General features: G+C 40.2%; 22 protein-coding genes. 11 read left to right on the top strand and 11 right to left on the bottom strand.

Going from position 1 to position 23678, the window contains the following annotated elements; all coding sequences use genetic code 11:
• The first annotated feature begins 103 nt into the window (after window positions 1–103).
• Both CXF81_RS19445 and hda read left to right on the top strand, forming a co-directional pair.
• Window positions 104–1174, top strand: coding sequence for a DUF2066 domain-containing protein (locus tag CXF81_RS19445; RefSeq protein ID WP_232772001.1), 1071 nt, complete (start codon window positions 104–106; stop codon window positions 1172–1174).
• Window positions 1175–1176: 2 nt separating this feature from the next.
• Window positions 1177–1878 (top strand): DnaA regulatory inactivator Hda, encoded by a 702-nt coding sequence (hda, locus tag CXF81_RS19440; RefSeq protein WP_101183044.1) that lies wholly within the window; start codon window positions 1177–1179, stop codon window positions 1876–1878.
• 6 nt (window positions 1879–1884) lie between these two features.
• On the opposite strand, the gene CXF81_RS19435 is transcribed toward hda, so the two are convergent.
• Genes CXF81_RS19435 through arsC form a run of 4 tightly spaced genes read right to left on the bottom strand, consistent with a single transcriptional unit; the run spans window position 1885 to window position 5286 of the window.
• Window positions 1885–3849: a hypothetical protein gene (locus tag CXF81_RS19435; protein ID WP_101183043.1), complete on the bottom strand. Its 1965-nt coding sequence runs from the start codon at window positions 3847–3849 to the stop codon at window positions 1885–1887.
• Window positions 3842–4294: a DUF2069 domain-containing protein gene (locus CXF81_RS19430; protein ID WP_101183042.1), complete on the bottom strand. Its 453-nt coding sequence runs from the start codon at window positions 4292–4294 to the stop codon at window positions 3842–3844. The genes CXF81_RS19435 and CXF81_RS19430 overlap by 8 nt, the downstream gene beginning before the upstream one ends.
• Window position 4295: 1 nt before the next feature.
• Complete coding sequence (wrbA, locus tag CXF81_RS19425) at window positions 4296–4907, bottom strand: NAD(P)H:quinone oxidoreductase (RefSeq protein WP_101183041.1); 612 nt, start codon at window positions 4905–4907, stop codon at window positions 4296–4298.
• Window positions 4908–4929: 22 nt separating this feature from the next.
• Complete coding sequence (gene arsC, locus CXF81_RS19420) at window positions 4930–5286, bottom strand: arsenate reductase (glutaredoxin) (protein WP_101183040.1); 357 nt, start codon at window positions 5284–5286, stop codon at window positions 4930–4932.
• A 123-nt stretch (window positions 5287–5409) separates the two neighbouring features.
• Here arsC and CXF81_RS19415 point away from each other — a divergent pair, with 123 nt between their 5' ends.
• Window positions 5410–5877 carry a TlpA disulfide reductase family protein gene (locus CXF81_RS19415; RefSeq protein ID WP_101183039.1) on the top strand — a complete coding sequence of 156 codons (468 nt, stop codon included), beginning with the start codon at window positions 5410–5412 and terminating at the stop codon, window positions 5875–5877.
• Here CXF81_RS19415 and CXF81_RS19410 read toward each other — a convergent pair.
• Window positions 5874–7334 (bottom strand): M48 family metalloprotease, encoded by a 1461-nt coding sequence (locus CXF81_RS19410; RefSeq protein ID WP_369828731.1) that lies wholly within the window; start codon window positions 7332–7334, stop codon window positions 5874–5876. The genes CXF81_RS19415 and CXF81_RS19410 overlap by 4 nt on opposite strands.
• A 156-nt stretch (window positions 7335–7490) precedes the next feature.
• Between CXF81_RS19410 and CXF81_RS19405 the strand changes: the two genes are divergently transcribed.
• Window positions 7491–8576 (top strand): AI-2E family transporter, encoded by a 1086-nt coding sequence (locus CXF81_RS19405; RefSeq protein WP_101183037.1) that lies wholly within the window; start codon window positions 7491–7493, stop codon window positions 8574–8576.
• 52 nt (window positions 8577–8628) lie between these two features.
• Here the strand turns inward: CXF81_RS19405 and bcp are convergent, their stop codons facing one another.
• The gene (gene bcp, locus CXF81_RS19400) at window positions 8629–9090 is read right to left on the bottom strand and encodes a thioredoxin-dependent thiol peroxidase (RefSeq protein WP_101183036.1); all 462 of its coding nucleotides are present in this window, start codon (window positions 9088–9090) and stop codon (window positions 8629–8631) included.
• Window positions 9068–9628, bottom strand: a complete 561-nt coding sequence (locus CXF81_RS19395) for a glycine cleavage system protein R (RefSeq protein WP_101183035.1) — start codon at window positions 9626–9628, stop codon at window positions 9068–9070. The genes bcp and CXF81_RS19395 overlap by 23 nt, the downstream gene beginning before the upstream one ends.
• 181 nt (window positions 9629–9809) lie before the next feature.
• Here CXF81_RS19395 and dapA point away from each other — a divergent pair, with 181 nt between their 5' ends.
• The 4 genes from dapA (at window position 9810) to CXF81_RS19375 (ending at window position 13376) form a co-directional block, all read left to right on the top strand.
• Complete coding sequence (gene dapA / locus CXF81_RS19390) at window positions 9810–10688, top strand: 4-hydroxy-tetrahydrodipicolinate synthase (protein WP_101183034.1); 879 nt, start codon at window positions 9810–9812, stop codon at window positions 10686–10688.
• A gap of 11 nt (window positions 10689–10699) precedes the next feature.
• Window positions 10700–11800, top strand: coding sequence for an outer membrane protein assembly factor BamC (gene bamC, locus CXF81_RS19385; protein WP_101183033.1), 1101 nt, complete (start codon window positions 10700–10702; stop codon window positions 11798–11800).
• A 17-nt stretch (window positions 11801–11817) separates the two neighbouring features.
• The gene (gene purC / locus CXF81_RS19380; protein WP_101183032.1) at window positions 11818–12528 is read left to right on the top strand and encodes a phosphoribosylaminoimidazolesuccinocarboxamide synthase; all 711 of its coding nucleotides are present in this window, start codon (window positions 11818–11820) and stop codon (window positions 12526–12528) included.
• A gap of 68 nt (window positions 12529–12596) precedes the next feature.
• A complete protein-coding gene (locus tag CXF81_RS19375) occupies window positions 12597–13376 on the top strand; it encodes a DsbC family protein (protein WP_101183031.1) in 780 nt (259 codons plus the stop codon).
• Between the two features lie 68 nt (window positions 13377–13444).
• On the opposite strand, the gene yfaE is transcribed toward CXF81_RS19375, so the two are convergent.
• The 4 genes from yfaE to ubiG form a co-directional block, all read right to left on the bottom strand.
• A complete protein-coding gene (yfaE, locus tag CXF81_RS19370; RefSeq protein ID WP_101183126.1) occupies window positions 13445–13699 on the bottom strand; it encodes a class I ribonucleotide reductase maintenance protein YfaE in 255 nt (84 codons plus the stop codon).
• A gap of 19 nt (window positions 13700–13718) precedes the next feature.
• A complete protein-coding gene (nrdB, locus tag CXF81_RS19365) occupies window positions 13719–14849 on the bottom strand; it encodes a class Ia ribonucleoside-diphosphate reductase subunit beta (protein WP_101183030.1) in 1131 nt (376 codons plus the stop codon).
• 38 nt (window positions 14850–14887) lie between these two features.
• Complete coding sequence (nrdA, locus tag CXF81_RS19360; protein ID WP_101183029.1) at window positions 14888–17209, bottom strand: class 1a ribonucleoside-diphosphate reductase subunit alpha; 2322 nt, start codon at window positions 17207–17209, stop codon at window positions 14888–14890.
• 395 nt (window positions 17210–17604) lie between these two features.
• Window positions 17605–18315: a bifunctional 2-polyprenyl-6-hydroxyphenol methylase/3-demethylubiquinol 3-O-methyltransferase UbiG gene (gene ubiG, locus CXF81_RS19355; RefSeq protein WP_101183028.1), complete on the bottom strand. Its 711-nt coding sequence runs from the start codon at window positions 18313–18315 to the stop codon at window positions 17605–17607.
• Between the two features lie 242 nt (window positions 18316–18557).
• Between ubiG and gyrA the strand changes: the two genes are divergently transcribed.
• The 3 genes from gyrA to aroA all read left to right on the top strand — a co-directional run bounded on the left by gyrA (window position 18558) and on the right by aroA (window position 23678).
• Window positions 18558–21206, top strand: coding sequence for a DNA topoisomerase (ATP-hydrolyzing) subunit A (gyrA, locus tag CXF81_RS19350; protein WP_101183027.1), 2649 nt, complete (start codon window positions 18558–18560; stop codon window positions 21204–21206).
• A gap of 87 nt (window positions 21207–21293) precedes the next feature.
• Entirely contained in the window at window positions 21294–22385 is a 1092-nt protein-coding gene (gene serC / locus CXF81_RS19345) for a 3-phosphoserine/phosphohydroxythreonine transaminase (RefSeq protein WP_101183026.1), read from the top strand.
• Window positions 22386–23678 carry a 3-phosphoshikimate 1-carboxyvinyltransferase gene (gene aroA, locus CXF81_RS19340; protein WP_101183025.1) on the top strand — a complete coding sequence of 431 codons (1293 nt, stop codon included), beginning with the start codon at window positions 22386–22388 and terminating at the stop codon, window positions 23676–23678.

Here is a 23678-nt window from a genome sequence, read left to right as displayed (position 1 = left end):
AATGAACGAAAAGGTATAAAAAACGACTAAGAATAAATATCGGATGCAAAAAAGGTCAAAATATCTGACAATAGCGTCAGAACGCTTTAAGGATTCACTAGTTTTGAATAAATTACTTGCCATCATCGTATTTACTTTATGCTTGGTTACATCAATGCGTTGCCACAGCACGCCCATTGATCACTTGAATAAAGGACAAATTATTGTCACTGATCAATCAAGTTTTACACAAAAGATAGCGGGCAAACGTGCATTTCAACAGGTTGTTGTCAAGTTAAGTGGTGACGTTGCGGCGCTTGAAAACCTTCAAGTAAAGCGCTCTGTGACAAATTTTGAACAATATTTGGTCGCAAGCACATTTATTCAAGATGGTGATAAACTGCTATACCAAGCAGAGTTTAATGAACAAAAAGTGGTCAATTTGTTGCGTTCCGAAAGTCTTAACGTTTGGGGTAAACGCAGGCCATCTGGCTTATTTTGGTTAGCGATTGAAGATGATGTTAGCAAAAACAAAACACTTATTACGCAATCTAGCACTAGCATATACTTAGACACTATCCGACAAGCTACATATGACAGAGGTGTTGAATTGCTAATGCCAATTGGTGATTTAACGGATTCAATGAATATCACTGTTCTGGATGTTTGGGGCTTGTTTTCTTCATCTATATTTAATAAGTCAACTCGTTATGGCACGAACTATGTAATTGGAGCAAGAGTCGGTGTTGTATTTGATGATTTTAGTGCCCGTGAAACACTGCAACTTTCTTATTTTATAACAAACGGCCAAACGATTGAAACGAATAAGATCGTTGGCGATGATATTGCTGTTCTGATTGCTGAGTTTGTAAATGAGTACGCAACATATTTAGCCAATCTGTATTCAATAGAGGCCAGCGAAAGCGGTCAAATTTATTCGTTGAGCTTGAATATTGCTAACGTAAACACACTCATCAAATACAGAAAAGTGTTAGAAATATTATCGTCACTAACAGTGACCCAAACAGTGGAATTGAGTGCTCAATCAAAAGATGTGGCGAGTTTTATATTGGCATCCAATGTGCCTCTTGAACGCTTAAAAACAATTTTAAAGCTTGAGCAAAATCTACGAGAACCCGAATATCAGCGCCTAGATTCTGCCGTTGCTATCGACTATGAATGGCGGGGTAAATAGGCTTGCAGTTAAGTCTACCAGTTTCACTGCCAGATGATGAAACCTTCGATTCTTTCCTTGAAGTTGACAATGAATTTGCTGCTTCGTACTTGAAGACGTTTTGTGAGCGTGGCAATAACAGCAACAAATCTTTGTGTTATTTATTTGGGGCTTCGGGAGTTGGTAAGTCACACTTGTTATTTGCCTGTTGCCATCAAGCCACGCTGAATGGGCTGCAAACCGTCTATCTCAATATGCTTGAGTTGAAGGAAATGCCAAGCGAAGTTATCAGTGATATTGCTGATTATGATGTTATATGTATTGATAATTTACATGAAATTGCTGGCCACCAAACTTGGGAAAGAACCCTATTTGATTTAATTAACCAAGCCTTAGAACGAAGTCATCAACCTAGGCTCATTATGGCTGCGAATGCCTCTCCCTTAGTTGTTGGCTTTCAGTTACCTGATTTAGTTTCACGACTTACATGGGGTGCTGTTTTTCAGCTTGCATCACGTTCAGATGAATCGCTTTGCCATATTATTCAATTTAGAATAGAGCACCGAGGATTAGAAGCCAGCGATGACTGTATCAAGTTTCTACTCACAAGGGTCGATAGAGAACTTAGTAATCTGATGTTAATTGTCGATGAATTAGACAAAAAATCTTTACAAGCGAAGCGCAAGCTTACGATCCCCTTCATTAAGCAAGCACTTAACTTGTAGTGAGTCTTAGTTCCGTAATGTTGGCTTTCCAATGTGTCTATTGGTTTCATCAATAATCGATGTTGTCTCCAACCGATAGGGGACTTGAATTGCATTCTGGCCTTGCACGTTTTCACGTAAATCAACATTATCAAACCAACTCACGTTTGAACGCAATTGTGTGGAGGTCGGCAGTTCGGCTTGTAATGCGGCTATGTCCCCAAGATCAGGTAGGATCTTTTCTACAGTGAATCGCGTCCTTTCCTGAATAGTAGAGTGATTGAAACGGTCTCTTTGCCCCCATGTAACTAAAAAATTAGCATTGTTTTGCGTATTTACGATACCAATATCAGCGGACGCGTTCAATCTATACTGCATCATGAACCGCTCAAATAATGTTGCAAAGTCTTCCCTTTCATTTAAATATGAATAATAAGAAGAGGCTATGTCGGGCGTGAAAAATGCTTCAATATCGCTGGCAACATAGGTCTTTTGTGTCGCATTCGCTGTTTCACCTGCAAAACTAACTTGCGCTAATCCTTTCATTTGCGCCGAGTTGAGCGGGAAGCTATTAATCATTAGGTCGGAGTTTGTACCATTGTTTCTAAAAAAGCTAAGTGGATCGTCTGAGTTTGACAAGTCCGCCCAAACATCATGGGGGAAAAAGTCATTGGCATGACCCAATTCGTGGTACATCAACCAAGAAATATCGGCTTCCAATGCATCAAATGTTCTGGTGTCTCTGGCTGTAGAAGAGAAATTGGCACCGGGCATATAAGGAGCGTTATCCTTAATATAACGCCACAATACTCTAAATTGTAAATCACTACCAAATCCACTTCTAAAGTCGGGTACTTCATTTAGTGTGTCTCTTTCTTCTGGTATTACCCAAAAGTTTCGAGCATCTAAATAAATCGCGCCAGTGGCAGCCCAATAAAACGAAGGACGCACATCATAAGAAATAACAACCGCGGTAACGCCCCGTAATAGTTTTAACATATCCGGGCCCGCTGCAGATTGCTCGAGATACTGCGTAAATCGTTGTCCCATCCAATCATGTGATACCAGCGTTCTATCAAGGATGTCGGCAATCGTTGGATCGTTAAACTGTTGACCAATAAGGGGTAGGGTGCCAAAAGTGCAAGTGCTATTTAGCGAGTTAGTATATATGCACGATTCAATCGCAGTTTTATACGCCGAGTCAGCCTTAAAAGAAAATACATCATCACTGGTAATAATATTACTGTTTGGGAAATAAGCAGTATCAATTATCTGTGTATCATTAATCGTAACGATGCTTTTATCAATTGAGGTGCTGCCATCTGCGAATGTGACTGTGGTTTCAATTTGAACAATCTGATCGCTTTCTACCGCGGGTGCAATAAAAAACGCTCTATTCTCTTCAGTTTGCAGCTCTAAAACCGCTGGGCCTGCCACCTGTTTCCAGATAATGGCGGCGGTACTTATATTATTGTTGAATGAGTCGACGCGAAGTGACACTTTGCCTCGTTCTGTTACCGTATGATCGAGCCGCAGGTTAGCCACGGTTAAGTCACTTTGTTGCACTGCAAACTGGTGCGTAATTTGCTGAATTCCAGTATTGGTAGTGACGTCAGCTTGTAAAGTATAATTACCTGCTTGCAGCGCATCAAAACCGATGGTTTGAGAATTAGTTGCCAATACTATTAATTCTGGACCGCTCAATTGCTGCCAATTGACCGCTGTTATTTGACTATTATCATTGGTGGTAAGAGCAAAACCATATGAACCATTGGTGATAAATTCACTATCACCAAATAGATCAATATTACCAAAGGTCATAATGGGCTCAAGCGTACCTACGCTTTCAGTGATCACTGCCGGAGGCAACTCTGCACGACCGTTGGTTTGGCCGTCATTTGAAGAACCACCGCATGCCGTTAAATAAAATGAACAACAAAAAATCGTGACTAAAGTAGAAACACGTTTGTTAACCATATATTGATCACTCATTTGGCTTGCCCTCATATAGTTTTTTTTCGTCATCCATTACGCTTTTTAGCTTGGGTAAACCAGTGCCTAATTCTTGGCCGCGTAAGCGCGCGAAGCTACTACATCCTGCAAACATGCCAATTGCGAGAACCAATTCGATGCTTGCATAGATTATTTGTGTAGGTTCAGCATAGATAACCGTAATCGAATGTAAAAAATAAAACAACACAATAAAACTAGCCCAAGCGTGGGTGTATGGCAAGCCTTTGATAATTCCAGGCAACGGCAGTAACAAAGGCACAATGTAGATAAGAATTATAAAACCAACTGAGTAATCAGCTGTCATTGGCAAAAAGAAATACCAGGTAATCATCCACCCAATTAGCCCAACATGAGAGCACAAAGCGAGGTATCTCATTGTTTTAACAAGCTTGGTCATCGGAACGGTTATTGTAGTTTTGCTCATATTAAATTCCTGAATTCATCTTTAACTTTTTAGCAATAGTGGCAAGACGCTTGCCCTGGGCAATGGCTATCTCTTGCTCTTCGTGACTTAGTTTTGTTTTATTAACTAACGCAACTGCAGAAGCGCCATAAGGCGTGCCGCCTGAAGTCGTTTTATGCAACTCTGCAACAGAATAGGGAACACCAATGTAAACCATGCCATGATGAATTAAGGGCATCATCATACTAATTAGTGTTGTCTCCTGACCACCATGCAAACTTGAACTAGATGTAAATGTGCAGGCGGGTTTATCGATCAAACTGCCTTTTAGCCATAATCCGGAGGTTGTATCCCAAAAGAATTTCATTGCGCCAGACATATTGCCAAAGTGAGTTGGGCTGCCAAGTGCTAATCCATCGCAATTGGCGAGCTCCTCTAATGTAACGTAAGGTGCGCCACTTGCCGGAACCGCTGAAACCTTGGCATCGATATTGTTGCTAACATCGGCTACCGTTCTCAACAAAGCCTCAACACCCTCAGACTCGATCCCCTTTACTATTGAATCAGCTAATTTTTTTGTTAACCCGTGTTTGCTGTAGTACAGCACGAGTACTTGGCATAATTCACTGTTCATTATTTCCCTTTTATATCGTTAGTTAGAGTCCGACTAATTTTTGGATGTTTTCTAGTGGACGACCAATAGCTGCATGTTCGCCGTTAGTGAGAATAGGACGCTCTAATAGTTTTGGAAATAACGTTATTGCATTAATAATGTCACTATTAGATGACGTTTTTGTCAATCCTGACTCTGTAAATTCCGATTCTTTGATTCGTACCATGTTAATTGCACTCTGAAAACCTAATGCTTGCAACAGGTTTGAAATTTCATTCGTCTCAAAGGGAACCCTTAGGTACTCTTTGATGTCTACTTGAATATTATTTTCAGTTAAGAAAGCTAAGCCCTGTCTGCTTTTTGTACACCTAGGATTATGATAGTAAACGTAATTAGCCATTATTATTGTCTCTATTAATTCTTTATTATCAGTTAGTGTATTACTATATACTGAAAATTATCATGAACAGTCTACTCGTCCTAATATTACCTTATTGGGTTCGAATCGAGCAAGGAGTGACGAGTGAAAAACATTCTATTATATCTGGTTGTTGGTATCGGTTCCCTTACGCTAGGCGTCACCTATCAATTAAACAACAGATACGATTTTACTACCCTTGATGGTTCAACTTATCGATTCAAAGAATTGCAAGGAAAGTGGGTTGTGATTAACTATTTTGCTGAATGGTGTGCGCCTTGTTTGCGTGAAATTCCAGAACTTAACGACTTCAAAGCGTTAACTGATGGAAAACAAAATGCGGTTCTATTCGGCGTAAGTTATGATGCAATGCAGGATCATGAGCTCTCTTTACTCGCAAAAAAGTACAACATTGAATTTCCACTTATTAATAATGTTAAAACTGCTTTACCTTTTGAAACACCAAAATACTTACCGGCAACTTACCTTATTCGACCTGACGGTACGTTGGCAGGCCAGCTTCTAGGCGAGCAGAATAGTAAAAGTCTCAATCAAGCAATTGCAAACGACTAGAGTCTCTCTAGTGTTTCGATTTCATTTCTAAATTGTTCTATTCTTGCTTGTATTCGTTGCTTCTCTAAAAAGTCCATGCCGGTTTCATTATAGGCGAACTGAAGTTCGTCAATAGCCTTAGGATACGCAAGTAGTAGTGCAAATCGTTCTGCGCTTGCTCGGTACATTTGTCTCTTTTGGCCAGTAGCAATGTAGGCGTCAATCAATAATGAATAAGACAAGTATTGTTCGGGATCAACTAACAACAGATCGCGCAATATTTGTATTGCTTCTGGATATTGTTCCGCTTTTATCATTGCGTTGGCTAAATTTAGTGCAAGGACCTGATTTTGTGGTTTGAAGCGCCACAGTGGTGTTAGCATTTCTATCGCAGCTTTAGGATTCTGCTGAGCTATTAACACGTCCGTCATGGCATCTAGGTAAAATAAATTTTCTGTATCATTACTCAACAATTCAGTCAAAATTTGTGATGCAGATGCATATTGCTCGCTTTCAAAATAGGACAGGGCTAAACCATACAATGCGGCTTCACGAAATATATATTTTTTTTCTTGCACCTGATAACCAAAATAGTTGAGGTTGCGAAGTGGATTACCCTCGTATCGTGCAATGATTCTGGATTTAACCAAATGAAAGGTTAAGCTTTCTGGCACGTTACGAATGCCGTAAGTTGCCGCTCTAGCTCGTGTCTCTGAAATTCGATTCTCTGGCACAGGATGAGTCCGTAAAAACTCCAACTGATTGCTTTGCCCCCGAGATTGCTGGGCTAATGTTGAAAAAAACGCAGGAGCTCCTGCGGGATCAAAGCCCGCTCTCGCCAGCATCGAAATACCGATATTATCTGCTTCTTGTTCCATATTTCTAGTGTAATTAATTCGACTTTGTGCCGCACCGGCATTTCCTGCGCTGATCGCCGCAATACCTGCTTCGGGGTTTGCCATTGCCAATAAAATACCACCAATAAGTGATGCGATTTGCAACGGCGCACCGCGTTTTTGAGCCTGACTAGCGCGGGCAAGATGGCGTTGTGTTACGTGCGCTACTTCGTGTGCGAACACAGAAGCAAGTTCACTTTCTGAGCCAGCTTGAGTGATTAAGCCAGAGTGAATACCGATGTGACCACCAAAAAATGCAAAGGCATTAATAGTAGAATTATTGAGCATGAAAAAGGAGAAAGGAAATTTCGCATTATCAGCTTCAATAACCAACCTATTTCCTAAATCCTGAATATATTCGTTAATTACAGGATCATGAATAACCGGAGCCTGGCCCCTTAATTGACGCATCATGGCATCACCAATCAATAATTCCTTATCAATTGTTAGTGTGTCAGACGCAACTACACCAATTTCGGGTAACTGATTTTTGTTGCTGTCAATCGATTGTGTATTGCCTATAATGGGGATTAAGAAGCAAGTGAAGGCGATAAATGCTTTCTTTATTAGATTCATACTCATGGGTCGTTTTAATTGCCCTTAACGTAAGTAGTATTATATACGATACATAGACCGCGATAGCACGAGATAGTTTCACTTTTTCTGGTTTTAAGTGGAAACTAGGTTTACCATAATTGCAATTGAGCAAAAAATCAAAAAGAAGGATAGATACACAATATGTTTGGCGTTTTCGATCGTTGGTATCAACGCAAGTTTTCAGACCCTAACGCAATGATGTTATTGATGTTAATCATCGTTACTGCCGTTATTTTACTTATATGGGGTGGGATTTTATTGCCTGTCATTGTGTCTGCCATTATTGCCTATTTATTGGACTGGCCGGTGACGCACTTGCATAAGCGAGGTATAAATAGAACGCTAGCGACTTCAATAACACTTATCATCTTTATTCTTATTAGTATTCTGATGTTAATTGGAATAGTGCCTATTATTAGCAAACAGAGCATCAATCTGGTTCAAGAACTGCCTTTGATATGGGATTCAGCACAAAAATGGCTTGCGAGTTTGCCTCGTAAGTATCCTGATTTAATTGAAGTTGATTATATTAAAAATGCGATGGCTAGCTTAAATCAGCGAATGGTTGAGATAGGTCAGCAAGTAATTAGTATTTCGGTCAGTTCAATTGGTAATTTAGCTGCTTTGTTGATTTATATGATATTGGTACCTCTAATGGTCTTTTTCATGTTGAAGGACAAAGAATTATTTCTCAAGAGTATTTCCAAGGTACTACCGAACGAGCGTCGCCTAATCAGTCAGGTTGGTGAGGAGATGAACATGCAGATAGCAAATTACATACGAGGCAAGGTAATCGAAATCCTCATTGTCGGTGGTCTAACATCCGCAGCCTTTGCATTTATGGATTTGCGTTATTCGTTACTGCTTGGGGTGTTGGTTGGATTTTCGGTTTTGATACCTTATATAGGGGCTGCAGTAGTAACTATTCCGGTCGCTATTGTGGGCTTATTTCAATTCGGAGTGAGCTCTGAGTTTTGGTATTTAATGTTAGTATATACGATTATTCAGGCGTTGGATGGCAATGTTATTGTACCAGTGCTGTTCTCCGAGGCAGTCAGTCTGCATCCTCTCTACATCATTATTGCTGTGTTGGTATTTGGCGGGATGTGGGGGTTCTGGGGCGTGTTTTTTGCTATTCCTTTAGCCACCTTAGTGAAAGCTGTCATTGCTGCTTGGTCATCGCCCTCTGAGGTCGACTCTGGCCCTGAGCCAAGTGAAATTAAATAGTAGAACAAAAAAAGGCGGGTACTCCGGACCGTCTTTTTTATTGACGCCAATCTTAGGCTAACAAGTCTAAGACAACTTGATGATGTTCTTTGGTTTTAAACTTATCAAGCACATGACTGATAACACCATTTTCGTCTATTAGGAAACTGAGGCGATGTATTCCATCATATTCTTTACCCATGAATTTTTTCAGGCCCCAAACGCCAAAGGCATCGGCAACAGCATGGTCCTCGTCACTCAGTAGCGTGAAGTTTAATGATTCTTTTTGAATAAACTTAGGCAAACGTTTTACTGCGTCCGGACTAATACCGAGTACCACAACATTTTTATTGTCTAAATCGCTTTTTATATCGCGCAAGCCTTGAGCTTGGATCGTACATCCTGGGGTCATTGCTTTTGGATAAAAATAAACTAATACTTTTTTACCCGTAAAATCGGCTAAGGATACAAGGTCATCAGATTGGTTTTGTAGCGTAAATTGTGGTGCTTTATCACCAGCTTTCAATGTGTTCATTTTCTTCCTTAATTTCGTTGTGTGTCACCTTTCCAGACAGGCCCAATTTACACATAAGTTGTTTTATTTCTTCATCAAAATTACCTAAATCTAATTCTTTGGTCGCACTGAGTACCATTTTACATTTAACATTTTCGACGTTAGTTGTCTTATCAATAAAGGTCCGTTGTCTAAATGCACTAACAGAAACTTGGCGTTCAGCAAGAAAAGCAGTGACTCGCGTAATTATTCCTTTCGCATCTTCTCCAGAAAACTCCAAATTAATAAGTTGCTCCAAATTCTGTTTTGCGTGGCCACTGGTGCGTTTTATCATCGAGAGAAGCTCATACTTCATGCACAAACTCGATAGTTGCACTTCCAATTTAGTAATCGCTGATTGGGTACCTTCAACGATCATGGAAAGCGAAAAGTCGGTTCCATAAATAGCATGACGACTGTCGAGAATGTTGCAGCATTTGTCATGCATACACGCGCTTATCTCGCTTAAAATGCCTAATTTGTCGGCACCTAAAATATTCACAATAATCTGTTGATTCATACTAATGTTGTACTTATAGATAGGAGAATGGATATTAGCATAAGTATAAATTTAGGAACATTGTTAGTCAAAATATGTTCTCACATAATATATTAGAAAAAAATGTATTACCTTAGGCTTTATGTGCTTGTGTTTATTGCTTGTGAACACTAACATGGCGGGCAGATTCAAAGGGGGAATAATGTTCAAAGGAAGTTATGTCGCATTAGTAACACCTATGTTGCCAAATGGCAGTGTAGACGTTACTAGCTTGAGAAGGTTGGTTGAGTTTCATATAGACAACGGTACGCATGGTATTGTTGCGGTAGGGACGACCGGCGAATCAGCAACTTTGCCATTTAAAGAACATATTGATGTGGTTAAATTGATCATTGGGTTTGTCGATAAAAAGATACCTGTCATGGCGGGTAGTGGTGCGAACTCTACGTCGGAAGCCATATTCTTAAGTGAACAAATGTGCGGTTTAGGTCTTGATGGGTTTTTAAGTGTCGTTCCTTACTACAACAAACCACAACAGGCCGGCATGGTTGCACACTTTAACGCAATTGCAGATGCGACAGATATTCCCTTAATGCTATACAATGTACCCGGACGAACCGTAGCTGACATGTTACCAGAAACCGTTGCTGAGTTATCCGAGCATAAGAACATCGTTGGTATTAAAGATGCAACTGGGGATTTATCGAGGTTAGAGCAAACCAAATCCTTAGTAGCTGATGATTTTTTATTTTTCAGTGGTGATGACGACTCTGGTTGCAATTTCATGTGTCAGGGCGGCGATGGTGTCATCTCGGTAACCGCCAATATAGTGCCAAAAGCAATGGCTGCTATGTGCGAAGCCGCGCTGCAAGGCAACGTAGAACTATCGCAGCAGTTAAACAACCAAATAATCGAGTTACATCGGATTTTGTTTGTTGAACCAAATCCGGTTATGCCAAAGTGGGCATTATATAAAATGGGTCTCATCGATGATGCTTTTTTGCGACTTCCAATGGTTCTACCTGAACTAAATAGTAAAAAAGCAATCGAAGAAACTCTTAGTGCGTTGAATTTAATTTAGTTAGGTTTTTAATGAAATATAAAGCGGTAGGTTTAAGTCTCGTTGTATTCACTATAGTTGGCTGTGCGGGCAAGGCAGAACGTGAATTAGCGTCAGGTAGTTATAAATACTTAGAAGCGTCACAACACAAATCAATGGATGTTCCTGAAGGTTTAGATTCTCCAAATTATTCTCAACGATTCATTTTGCCTGAGTTGGGTGAGAACGCGCCAACCGATCTAAAAGGTAAAAAATTAAAGGTGATCCCACCGACATTAATACTGCCATTGGTTACTGGAACGCGTGTAGAGGAAGGTTCTGGAGAAGCTAAAGTCCTGTTTGAGCAAGTTGATGATAGCGAACCGTTACAAAAAACTGTTTGGGACACCGTATTAGATTATTTGGAAAAAAGTAACGTTGGTGTTGAAAAATTCGACAAAGACAACAATATATTAATTACCAATTGGGTAACGGAAGTGCGCGAAGTTCCCACTAGTTGGTATGATTTTACTGATGATTTTATATCTTTGAATAAAAAATTCAAGTTTACGATGGAGCTTGCACCGCACGGCCGCGCAGCATCGCTTAAAACCGAGCTTATTGATTATTTAGATGAAAATGGTCGATCGGTAATAGAGCAGGTTGATCTGATCAGTAAACGGACCAACGAATCAAATTTCCTGAATAGCGTTATTATTGAATACGATTTTGGTATTCGCCTTGCGAACACTCAACGGATCGCAACAATCCGTCGAGGTTTCAGTAGCGAAATGGGCTTCAACTCCGATGGTAATCCTGCATTTATGGTTGATGCCGTTTATGAAAACACCTGGCCGAGGTTGTTACTGGTTTTACGTAAAATGGGTTTTGATGTTAAAGATTTAGACCAATCAACGGGTCTGTTGTTCGTGCAATATAATGGTGTTGAAAGTTCTTGGTGGTCAGGTTTATTGGGCGGTAATGATGAACTTGATATCGAAAAAGACGAGTACCGCCTCAAGTTAGAAGGGATAGGTGAGAAAACCACGGTTACTTTCATGGATAATGAGAGTAAACCCTTTGACGCGAAACAGATAGTAAAAATATTTGCACCATTTAAAGATTATATGGGCAATGAAGATCTAGATATTTAGGGTTAGGGACTCTTTCCATGCAAAAACGAGATGAATTGTATCGTGGTAAAGCAAAAACTGTTTTTTTAACTGAAGATGCTGACAAATTAGTATTGTATTTTAGAAATGATACGTCGGCTTTCGACGGAGAAAAAATTGAACAACTTGAGCGTAAAGGCGAAGTAAATAATAAATTCAATCATTTTATTATGCAGAAACTTGAAGCAGCCGGCATAAAAACGCAAGTTGAGTCTTTGCTGTCAGACACTGAATGTGTCGTAAAAAAATTAACGATGATACCGGTTGAATGTGTTGTTAGGAATATTGCAGCAGGCTCGATGGTACGTCGCCTTGGTATAGAAGAAGGACTTGTTTTAGACCCTCCTACGTTTGAGTTCTTCCTGAAAAATGATGCTTTGCATGACCCAATGGTAAATGATTATCACATCACCGCTTTTGGATGGGCAACTCAAGAGCAAATAGATGAAATGAAACGTCTTACCTTCGCTGTCAATGATGTATTGAAACCATTATTTGAAGAAGGTGGTATGTTGCTTGTTGACTATAAACTGGAGTTTGGTTTGAGCAACGGCGAACTCATTTTAGGTGATGAATTCACGCCAGATGGTTGTCGACTTTGGGATAAAGAAACTCGCAAAAAGTTAGATAAAGACAGATTTAGACAAGGTTTAGGTTCAGTCGTTGAATCATATATTGAAGTGGCGAAACGGATCGGTCTTGAGCTTTAGGTGCTTGTTTAATTGATAATGCTATTTCAAGAGTACCTAAAGGTACTCTTTTTTTTAAGAGAGAAAATATGATTAAAAGAAATTTTTTAGTACTCGTCGTTATGGCTACTTTTACTAATTTCGCTTGTGCGCAGCAGAGCGATTTGGAGCAGGTCGAAAATAACTTAAGGAATGCAAATGCGCAATTTGGAAGTGCAAAAATTGTGGTTATGCGTGAATTAAGCGACGAAAAATTTCCTGGTTTGTATGAAGTAAACGTGGATGGTCAATCACTTGTTGTGTCTAAAGATGGGACCAGAGCTATCGTTGGTGATGTCTTTGATTTACAGAAGATGATCAACCTAACGCGAATAGAAAAGCAAAAAGGACAAGTAGTTATTGTGGAGCAAGAGATTGCTAAGTTGGACGAAAATGATTTTGTTATCTATCCTGCAAAGGGAAAATCGATTGGTCAACTTTACGTATTCTCTGATACAACTTGTGGTTATTGTAAAAAGCTACATTTAGAAGTTCAAAATTATCAGAATGCGGGCATAGATGTTAAGTACATTCCATACCCAAGAAGCGAACTAGTTGACGGCCAACTAGCGTTTGAAAACATGAAACAGGTTATGTGCGCGAAAGACAAAGCGGCTGCAATGACAAAAATTAAAGCGGGTACTGACGATGGCGAATTCGTTCAAGAAAGTTACGCGCAAGAATGTGTAGACAGCGTTATGAAAGGAAAGGTGGCTGGACAAAACGTAGGGTTAGAAGGAACGCCGTTCATGTATTTAAGTAAAGGTGATATACAAATTATTCCAGGTTATCAACCTTCAGAGAATATTATCCCGCTATTTATTAAATAAATACAAGTCATTAAATAAATACAAGTCATTAAATAAATACCCTTTGCTTGCACCATAAAAAAAGCAATTTAGTATAGTTTGATTTTGATATCTGTAGTCGGCTTGCAACAACAAGGTAATATTTCGTCGTCATCGATGAAGGCAAGGGGATCCGTGGTGTATTCAACCTCACCAGATATAAGTTTGGTTCGGCAAGCACCACAGTAGCCTTCTCTGCAATGAAAGTGAACTTCGATGTTTTGTTGTTCGAGATGAGACAATAATGAATCATCGTTATTCTTGCAATTAAAAGTGTCCGAGCCTTCGACTCGGACCTCATACATACCTAATTTTTTTACCACGTTAGAGTTCGAATGCCTCGAAATCTTCAGCAGCAACTTCACTGTCAATTTGGCCAACAAGATAACTACTGATTTCAGTTTCTTGAGGAGCAACTTGGACATTGTCTGAGCTAAGATAGTTGTTCATCCAAGGAAGTGGGTTACTCTTGATATCAAAAGGTTGTCCCATGCCAATAGCCGCCATTCTATGGTTAGCAATGTATTCCACGTATTGACACAATATCTCTTCATTAAGGCCCAACATTGAGCCATTTTTGAAGAGGTAATGAGCCCATTCTTTTTCTTGTTCTACCGCTTTCAAGAAAATAGCTTTTGCTTCTTCATGACACTCTGCAGCGATTTCAGCCATCTCTGGATCATCTTTTCCCTTCGCCCACAAATTCAGTATGTGTTGGGTAGAGGTTAAATGGATGTTTTCGTCACGTGCAATGAGTCGGATGATTTTAGAATTACCTTCCATTAATTCACGTTCTGCAAATGCAAATGTACATGCAAATGAAACGTAAAAACGTATGGCTTCTAGCGCATTGACTGAATTCATGCACAAGTACAATAATTTTTTTAATTCGCGCATGTTAATGACGTGGGTTTTACCGTCAACAACATATTCGCCTTCACCCTGTGTTTGCCACAACTGTGTTGCAAAGATGAGGTCGTCATAGTATTTAGAGATATCGGTGGCACGCTTTTTAATTTCACCATTCACCACAATATCTTCGAAAATTGCACTGGGATCAGAAAAAAGATTTCGTAAAATGTGTGTATATGAACGCGAATGTATGGTTTCAAAAAACGACCACGTCTCTACCCATGTCTCTAATTCTGGAATAGATATAATCGGCAGAAAAGCAATGTTTGGACTACGGCCTTGAATCGAATCAAGCAACGTCTGATACTTTAAATTAGAGGTAAAAATGTGCTTTTCAGCATCAGACAACTTTTGAAAATCCATTCTATCTTTGCTGACGTCAACTTCTTCAGGGCGCCAGAAAAATGAGATTTGTTTTTCAATTAACTTTTCGAAAATCGGATGCTTTTGCTGGTCGTAGCGAGCTACGTTAACCGGATTACCGAAAAACATAGGCTCAAGCATTGCATTGTTATTTTCTTGATTAAATGTTGTGTATTTCATTGTTTTATATTTTCACTTATTGGTTTAATCAAATGAGGCTAAATTTTACAAGCACCGCCGGCGCAATCATCATCTTCTTCAATAATGACTTCTTGTGCTGGCTTAGACGAGGCTTCTTCTACAAAGGCTTTGTCAGTATTGTCTGTAGCGCCGTCTCTAGTGTTATGATAATAAAGCGTCTTAATACCTAGTTTGTAGGTTGTCAGTAAGTCTTTTAATAATACTCGCATTGGTACTTTATTGCCTTCATACTTACCTGGGTCATAACTGGTATTTGCCGAGATAGCTTGGTCAATAAACTTCTGCATAATGGCGACCAACTGCAAGTAACCGTCATTCGATTTAAGTTCCCACAAAAGCTCGTAGTTATCTTTCAAACGTTGATATTCTGGAACAACTTGTTTCAAAATGCCGTCCTTACTAGCCTTTATACTGATATGTCCGCGTGGTGGTTCAATACCATTGGTTGCATTTGAAATTTGTGATGATGTTTCCGAGGGCATAAGCGCCGACAATGTGCTATTTCGTAAACCATGCTTGACTATATCGTCGCGCAAGGTGTCCCAATCGTAATGAAGAGGCTCATTACAGATGCCGTCAACGTCTTTTTTGTAGGTATCAATTGGCATTAAGCCTTGCGAATACGTGGTTTCGTTGAACTTCGGACAAGCGCCTTTTTCTTTAGCTAACTCCATGGATGCTTTCAGTAAATAATACTGCATTGCTTCAAATGTTCTATGAACTAGACCGTTAGCACTATGATCGCTGTATTTAACACCATTTTTAGCTAGGTAATAGGCTAAATTAATAACACCAACACCTAAGGTACGTCTGCCCACTGTGGCATTGTATGCCGCAGGAACTGGATAATCTTGATAATCCAACAAGCTGTCGAGTGCACGCACTGCTAAGTCAGATAATTCCTCGAACTCGTCCAAGCTCTTTATTTCGCCGAGGTTAAATGCTGATAAGGTGCAAAGTGCTATCTCGCCTTCTTCATCATTAATATGTGACAGTGGTTTAGTGGGTAATGCAATTTCTAAGCACAAGTTGCTTTGACGTACCGGGGCAAATTTTGGGTTAAACGGACTGTGAGTATTGCAGTGATCAACATTTTGTAAATAAATTCGACCCGTGCTTGCACGCTCTTGCATAAATAGACTGAATAATTCAATGGCCTTGATGCGCTTTTTACGAATGCTGTCATCTGCTTCATATATTGTATACAAACGCTCAAATTCGTCCTGATCCGCAAAGAAAGCGTCATACAATCCTGGCGTGTCTGATGGACTAAACAACGTGATGTGATCGTCTTTGAGCATTCGGGTATACATCAATTTATTAAATTGTACGCCGTAATCTAAATGACGAACTCGGTTCTCCTCAACACCCCGATTATTTTTCAATACCAGTAGCGATTCAACTTCCATATGCCATAGAGGATAAAACAGAGTCGCTGCACCGCCACGAACGCCGCCTTGAGAGCAACTTTTCACTGCCGTTTGGAAGTGCTTATAAAAAGGAATACAACCGGTATGGAAAGCTTCGCCGCCTCTAATAGGACTACCCAGCGCTCTAATACGACCGGCGTTGACGCCAATACCCGCACGTTGGCTAACGTACTTTACGATCGCCGAAGCTGTTGCATTAATGGAATCTAAGCTGTCACCGGCCTCAATTAATACACATGAACTAAATTGACGAGTAGGGGTTCTAACGCCTGCCATTATTGGCGTTGGCAGCGATATTTTAAAAGTCGAAGCTGCGTCATAAAAACGCTTAATATAATCCATGCGAGATTCGGCTGGATACTTTGCGAACAGACATGCAGCAACTAGAAGATATAAAAACTGAGCACTTTCATAAATCTCACCCGTGACACGATTCTGTACTAGGTATTTACCTTCTAACTGCTTAACGGCGGCATAACTGAAGTTCATATCACGCCAATGGTCGATGAAATTATCCATTTCTTCAAATTCAGCTTGCGTATAATCTAGCATTAGATGTTCATCATATTTTTTAGCTTCAACCATTTTCTTTACATGAGTGTAAAGTGCTGGCGGCTCAAATCGACCATAAGCTTTTTTACGTAGATGGAAAATAGCTAAACGCGCAGCCAAATATTGATAGTCTGGTGAGTCGGTTGAAATAAGATCAGCGGCAGACTTAATCATCGTTTCGTGAATTTCTGCTGTCTTAATACCGTTGTAAAACTGAATTTGAGCTTTCATTTCGACTTGTGACACTGACACATCGGTCAAGCCGTTGGCTGCCCATTTCACTACCTTGTGTATCTTGTCTAATTCAATAGGCTCTTGGCTGCCATTTCTTTTTGTTACTAGAATAGTACTGTTCATTTTTTATTATCGCTCATTGGTCTGCGCCGAGTTAATTTGCGTGATTTAAAATCCCTTAATATAGGGCCAAAAAGAACACGGTGTGCGGTGTATGAATTTCTACACTTATCGTTTGCTGTTCGGCATTGGATAAACACAAGATAGAGAGGTTTTGACTTAGATGCAACCCAACATATAGTGTTTTTTACTAGTTTGAGCACTAGTTAATAGTTCAGTTAGTAGGGACTTACGATAACGCAACCAAATTGCCAAGGTTATGTAAGATGCAACTGAATTCTTTTTATTTATTTTTTTGCAAAATAAATTAGTCTAAAAAGTGTTTCTTTATTCCATTTTGTTTTAACGAAAATCGTTTATCTAGTGTTTAATGGCATAATAACCACTAGATATAGTGGTTATAGAGGCTTTTCGCAATAAAGTATATAATTAACGTCGACGTTTTTATCCGACAGATAATAGGTATTGTTAAGCGGGTTTAAATGTAAACCGGTTATGGCTTTTGGGACTAAACTTGTACTGTCTATCCATCCCGTTATTTCAGCAGGAGTAATAAACTTCTTATGGTCATGGGTCCCCTTCGGAACTAGGTTAAGAACGTACTCTGCACCTAAAATTGCCATCACCCAAGATTTCATATTTCTATTCAGAGTCGAAAAGAAAACCCGACCTCCGGGCTTCACTATATTTGCACAGGCTCTAACAACAGAAGCGGGATCGGGTACATGTTCTAGCATTTCTAAACAAGTAACAATGTCCTTACTTTCAGGGAAATCACGCGCATAATCTTCCGCGCTAGTTAATTCATAACAAACACTGACGCCCGATTCCAGTCCATGCAATTTAGCCACATCTAACGAGTCTTTAGCTAAATCAATGCCGGTCACCAAAGCGCCAACCTTAGCCATCGATTCAGCGAGGATCCCGCCACCGCAACCAACATCTAATATCTCTCTTGAATGCAATCCCTGCGACTTTTCTTGTATAAAGGAGAGTCGCACCGGATTTATATCGTGAAGAGGTTTAAACTCGCCATTAAGGTCCCACCATTTCGATGCTAAAGCGGAAAACTTAGCTATTTCATTGTTATCAACGTTAACTGTAGTCATGTCATCCTCAAAGAATTCTTGTTTTTTCAGTCTTTAACGCTGTGAAGCGAATGAACTGACAATTTTTATACGAATTATTATGACATACATCTACATATTCAACAGCCTTAATGATAATATCTATTCGCCAAACCTTGGCTAACAATAACAAGTGAGCGGTTTACGTCAGATCAACGTCTATTTATAGAATAGATAGCATCAGTTTGTAAATGCTCTACAAATAATAAAGGACAGTGCAGTTCATGACTGATAACGCTAAAGAAATCCTGCCGATTAATATCGAAGATGAATTAAAGAACTCTTACCTAGATTATGCGATGAGTGTCATCGTGGGTCGTGCTCTTCCAGACGTAAGAGATGGCTTAAAACCAGTTCACCGCCGAGTTTTATTTGCGATGAATGAGTTGAAAAACGATTTTAATAAGCCTTATAAGAAATCTGCTCGTGTCGTTGGTGACGTCATAGGTAAATATCACCCGCACGGTGACTCAGCCGTTTATGACACTATTGTTCGCATGGCTCAGCACTTTTCACTACGCTACATGCTGGTTGACGGTCAAGGTAACTTTGGTTCGGTTGATGGTGATTCAGCTGCTGCAATGCGATATACCGAAATTCGGATGTCAAAAATTGCGCATGAGTTGCTAGCTGATCTTGAAAAAGAAACCGTTAATTTTGTACCAAACTATGATGGTCAGGAACACATTCCCGAGGTTTTACCCACCAGAGTGCCTAATTTATTGATTAATGGTTCATCTGGTATAGCGGTTGGCATGGCGACAAATATTCCACCACATAACCTAACCGAAGTGGTAAACGGTTGTATCGAACTTATCAATAATCCCGATTTAAGTATCGATGAATTACTAGAAATCATTCCAGGTCCAGATTTCCCTACAGCAGCTTTTATTAGTGGTCGAAAAGGTATAGTAGAGGCCTATAAAACAGGTCGTGGTAAAATTTACCTTCGAGCTAGGGCTGAAATTGAACAAGAAGATAATGGTAAAGAGACTATTATTGTTCATGAACTGCCCTACCAAGTCAACAAAGCTCGCCTGATTGAAAAAATTGCTGACTTAGTTAAAGAAAAACGCATTGAAGGTGTCTCTGCATTACGAGATGAGTCTGATAAAGATGGCATGCGCATCGTCATTGAAGTCAAACGCAATGAGTCAGGCGAAGTATTATTAAACCACTTGTACGCAAACACACAACTTCAAACCGTGTTTGGTATAAATATGGTTGCATTGGATAATAAACAACCACGCATTTTTAATTTAAAAGAGATATTACAAAAGTTTGTATTGCATCGTCGCGAAGTTGTTACTCGACGAACTGTTTTCGAGTTGAAAAAAGCCCGCGATAGAGCTCACATTCTCGAAGGTCTTGCTATCGCGTTGGTTAACATTGACGCGATCATCGAAATGATCAAGGCGTCACAAAGTCCATCTGATGCGAAAAAGTCATTAATCGCTCGCGGCTGGGATTTAGGTGATGTTGCAGAAATGCTTTCGAGAGCCGGCAACGATGCCGCTCGTCCTGATTGGTTAGCACCAGAGTTTGGTATTCGCGACGACCAGTACTTCTTAACAGAAGAGCAAGCTCAAGCAATTCTAGATCTACGGTTGAACAAATTAACGGGTCTTGAGCATGATAAAATACTTGATGAATATAAAGCATTACTGGATATTATTGCAGAGCTATTACATATCTTAGCAAGCTCAGAACGCTTAATGGAAATCATACGTGAAGAATTAGAAGCCATACGCGATGAATTTGGTGATGAACGTCGCACAGAAATCACGGCAGCGACTCATGATATCGATATTGAAGATTTAATTGAACGCGAAGATGTGGTTGTTACTTTATCTCGTGAAGGCTACGTTAAGTATCAGAAATTATCTGATTATGAAGCCCAGAGACGCGGCGGTAAAGGTAAGTCTGCAACGAAGATGAAGGGCGAAGACTTTATTGAGAAGTTACTAGTTGCTAACACTCATGATCATATACTTTGTTTCTCAACGAGAGGCCGATTATATTGGCTTAAGGTTTATCAACTGCCACTTGCGAGCAGAAATGCGCGCGGTCGTCCAATTGTTAATATTCTTCCTCTTGAAGAAGGCGAGCGTATTACCGCAATCCTTCCAATTCAAGAATTTGAAGCTGGCAAATATGTATTTATGGCGACCACAAACGGTACGGTCAAGAAAACTGAACTGACTCAGTATTCACGCCCAAGAGCTAACGGTATTATTGCGGTTAACTTAAATGATGGAAACGAACTAATCGGTGTCGACCTAACCGACGGACAAAGTGAAATCATGTTGTTCTCTGATGCTGGTAAAGTGGTTAGATTTAGTGAAGAGCAAGTCCGTCCTATGGGCAGAACAGCAACTGGTGTTCGCGGCATTCGCTTAATGGAAAATGAGAAAGTTGTTTCTCTTATTGTTCCTCAAGGTGAAGGCGATATTCTAACTGCTACTGAGAATGGGTTTGGTAAACGTACACCAATAGAGCAATACCCAGCTAAGAGTAGAGCAACTAAAGGTGTCGTTTCTATAAAAGTATCAGAGCGAAATGGCCTTGTTGTTGGTGCTATTCAAGTAGACGAAAGTAAAGAAATTATGCTTATCAGTGACAAAGGTACGCTGGTTCGCACCCGCGCCTCAGAGGTGTCAACGGTTGGACGAAATACGCAAGGTGTTCGTTTAATTAGAACGGCTGACGACGAACTTGTGGTCGCTCTTCAACGTATTGATGAAGTTGAAGAAGAAATGCTCGAAGACATCGATAGTGAGTTAGTAGAAGAGACTGCTGAAACGGCAGAATCTAATCAAACGGATCCATCTAGTGAAACCCCTGATGCAGATACGCCAACTGACTCAGAATAAGCATTAATTACGCAAAAGAGTAATTAGTTAAAGTGTATAAATAAGCGGCGTTTTGCCGCTTATTTTGTTTTTGGAAGATGAAAGTTAATGCAAAACATATTTAATTTTAGTGCCGGTCCCGCCATGCTTCCGCAAGAAGTCATGCAGCAAGCCCAAGAAGAGTTTATCAATTGGCAGGGGTTTGGTACCTCGGTAATGGAGGTGAGTCACCGAGGTAAGCCTTTCATAGAAGTGGCGGAACAAGCTGAATCTGATCTTCGTGAACTACTTCAGATCCCTTCCAATTATACCGTCCTGTTTATGCACGGTGGTGGCAGAGGACAGTTTTCAGCAGTACCCTTGAATATTTCAAAATCATCTGATTTGAGTCAGCATCTAGTGTCCGGACAATGGTCTGTCGGTGCAGAACAAGAAGCACAGAAATTTTGTCGCACCAGCATTGTTGCAGCTAATAAAAAAATTGACGGTAAGATGTATGTGCCAACACAAGACGAGTGGTCAATTGCTGAAGAGTCTGGATATTTTCATTATTGTAGTAATGAAACCGTTGATGGTATTGAAATTAATTGGGTACCAAAATCTGCTAGCGGCAACGTTCCGATCGTGGTTGACATGTCGTCGAATATTCTATCAAAACCTATTAATGTAGAAGATTTTGGGATTATTTACGCAGGTGCACAAAAGAATATAGGGCCATCAGGACTGTCAGTCGTGATTGTACGAAATGACCTCATTGGTAAGGCCAGAAAAGACACACCTGCAATTTTTAATTATCAATTACAGGCAAACAGCGGGTCGATGTATAACACGCCGCCTACTTTTTCTTGGTACTTAGCTGGATTGGTTTTTAAGTGGTTGAAAGCACAAGGCGGATTAGACGCTATAGCACAGTTAAATCTGCAGAAAAGCCGTGTTTTATATCAACAAATTGACGCGACTGGTTTTTATAAAAACAACGTGCATACCGATTATCGTTCAAAAATGAATGTTACCTTTCAGTTGCGTGATGAATCGCTCAATGAATTATTTTTAGAGCAAGCCGAATCCAACGGTTTAGTCGCTTTGAAAGGGCATCGAGCGATCGGTGGAATGCGGGCAAGTATATACAATGCAATGCCATTGTCAGGTGCTCAAGCCTTAGCTGATTTTATGCAAGAATTTGAAAGGAAAAACGGATAGATGGAAAGTTTAACTCTTGAGCCTATTAGTTATGTTGAGGGCGAAATAAACGTTCCTGGTTCAAAAAGTTTATCAAACAGGGCCTTACTGCTCGCCGCTCTGGCAAAGGGTAAAACCACACTGACCAACTTGTTAGACAGCGATGATATAAAGCATATGTTAAATGCACTAACCCAATTAGGTGTGAGCTATCGTTTAAATGATAATAAAACTGAGTGCGAGGTTATTGGCCTCGGCGGTCAATTTTCGACGCACAAAAAACTTTCATTATTTTTAGGTAATGCAGGAACGGCCATGCGTCCGCTTTGTGCCGCGTTGGCGTTTTCAAACGTTGACGTTGAGTTAACGGGCGAACCACGGATGGAAGAGCGTCCTATTGGTGATTTAGTTGATGAGTTAATTAATGCGGGTGCGGACATAAGTTACCTGAAAAATAAAGGGTATCCGCCGCTGCGTATAAAAGGCAGTAAGCTAGAAACTGCGTCATTCACCATTGACGGGTCTGTTTCAAGCCAGTTTTTAACGTCGCTACTAATGGCGGCTCCGCTGCTCGAACATGAAGTCAGAATTCATATTGTAGGGGAACTCGTCTCCAAGCCATACATTGATATTACGCTCAAGACGATGGCAACCTTTGGAGTTAGTGTCTTAAACACTAACTATCAGTCTTTTATTATTAAGGCGGGGCAACAATATCAGTCACCTGGTACCTTTCTTGTGGAAGGCGACGCATCTTCCGCGTCGTATTTTCTAGCAGCGGGAGCAATAAAAGGCGGCACGGTTAAAGTGACCGGTGTCGGTAGAAATTCGATTCAAGGCGATATTGCATTTGCTGATGTACTTGAAAAAATGGGCGCAAAGATAACCTGGGGTGACGACTTTATATCGGTAACGGGTGCTCCTCTATACGCTGTTGATATGGATATGAATCATATTCCTGATGCTGCAATGACTATAGCGACAACTGCGTTATTTGCGAAAGGAACAACCTGTATTTCCAATGTGTATAATTGGCGTGTAAAGGAAACGGACCGCTTACGTGCAATGGCCACTGAATTAAAAAAAGTCGGTGCTATGGTCGAAGAGGGGCACGATTACCTTAAAATCACGCCACCGGAACAGCTTAAATATGCAACAATTGATACGTATAATGATCACCGAGTCGCCATGTGCTTTTCATTGTTAGCTTTGGGTGATGTTGGCATCACAATTAATGATCCTGGATGCACTGCGAAAACCTTCCCTCGCTATTTTGACGAATTTCGTAAAATAGCAAGGGAAATAAATAGGTAA

Origin of the sequence: Glaciecola sp. 33A (assembly GCF_002836745.1) — a bacterium.
Taxonomy (GTDB): domain Bacteria; phylum Pseudomonadota; class Gammaproteobacteria; order Enterobacterales; family Alteromonadaceae; genus Glaciecola.
This window is presented reverse-complemented; position numbering and strand designations above follow the sequence as displayed.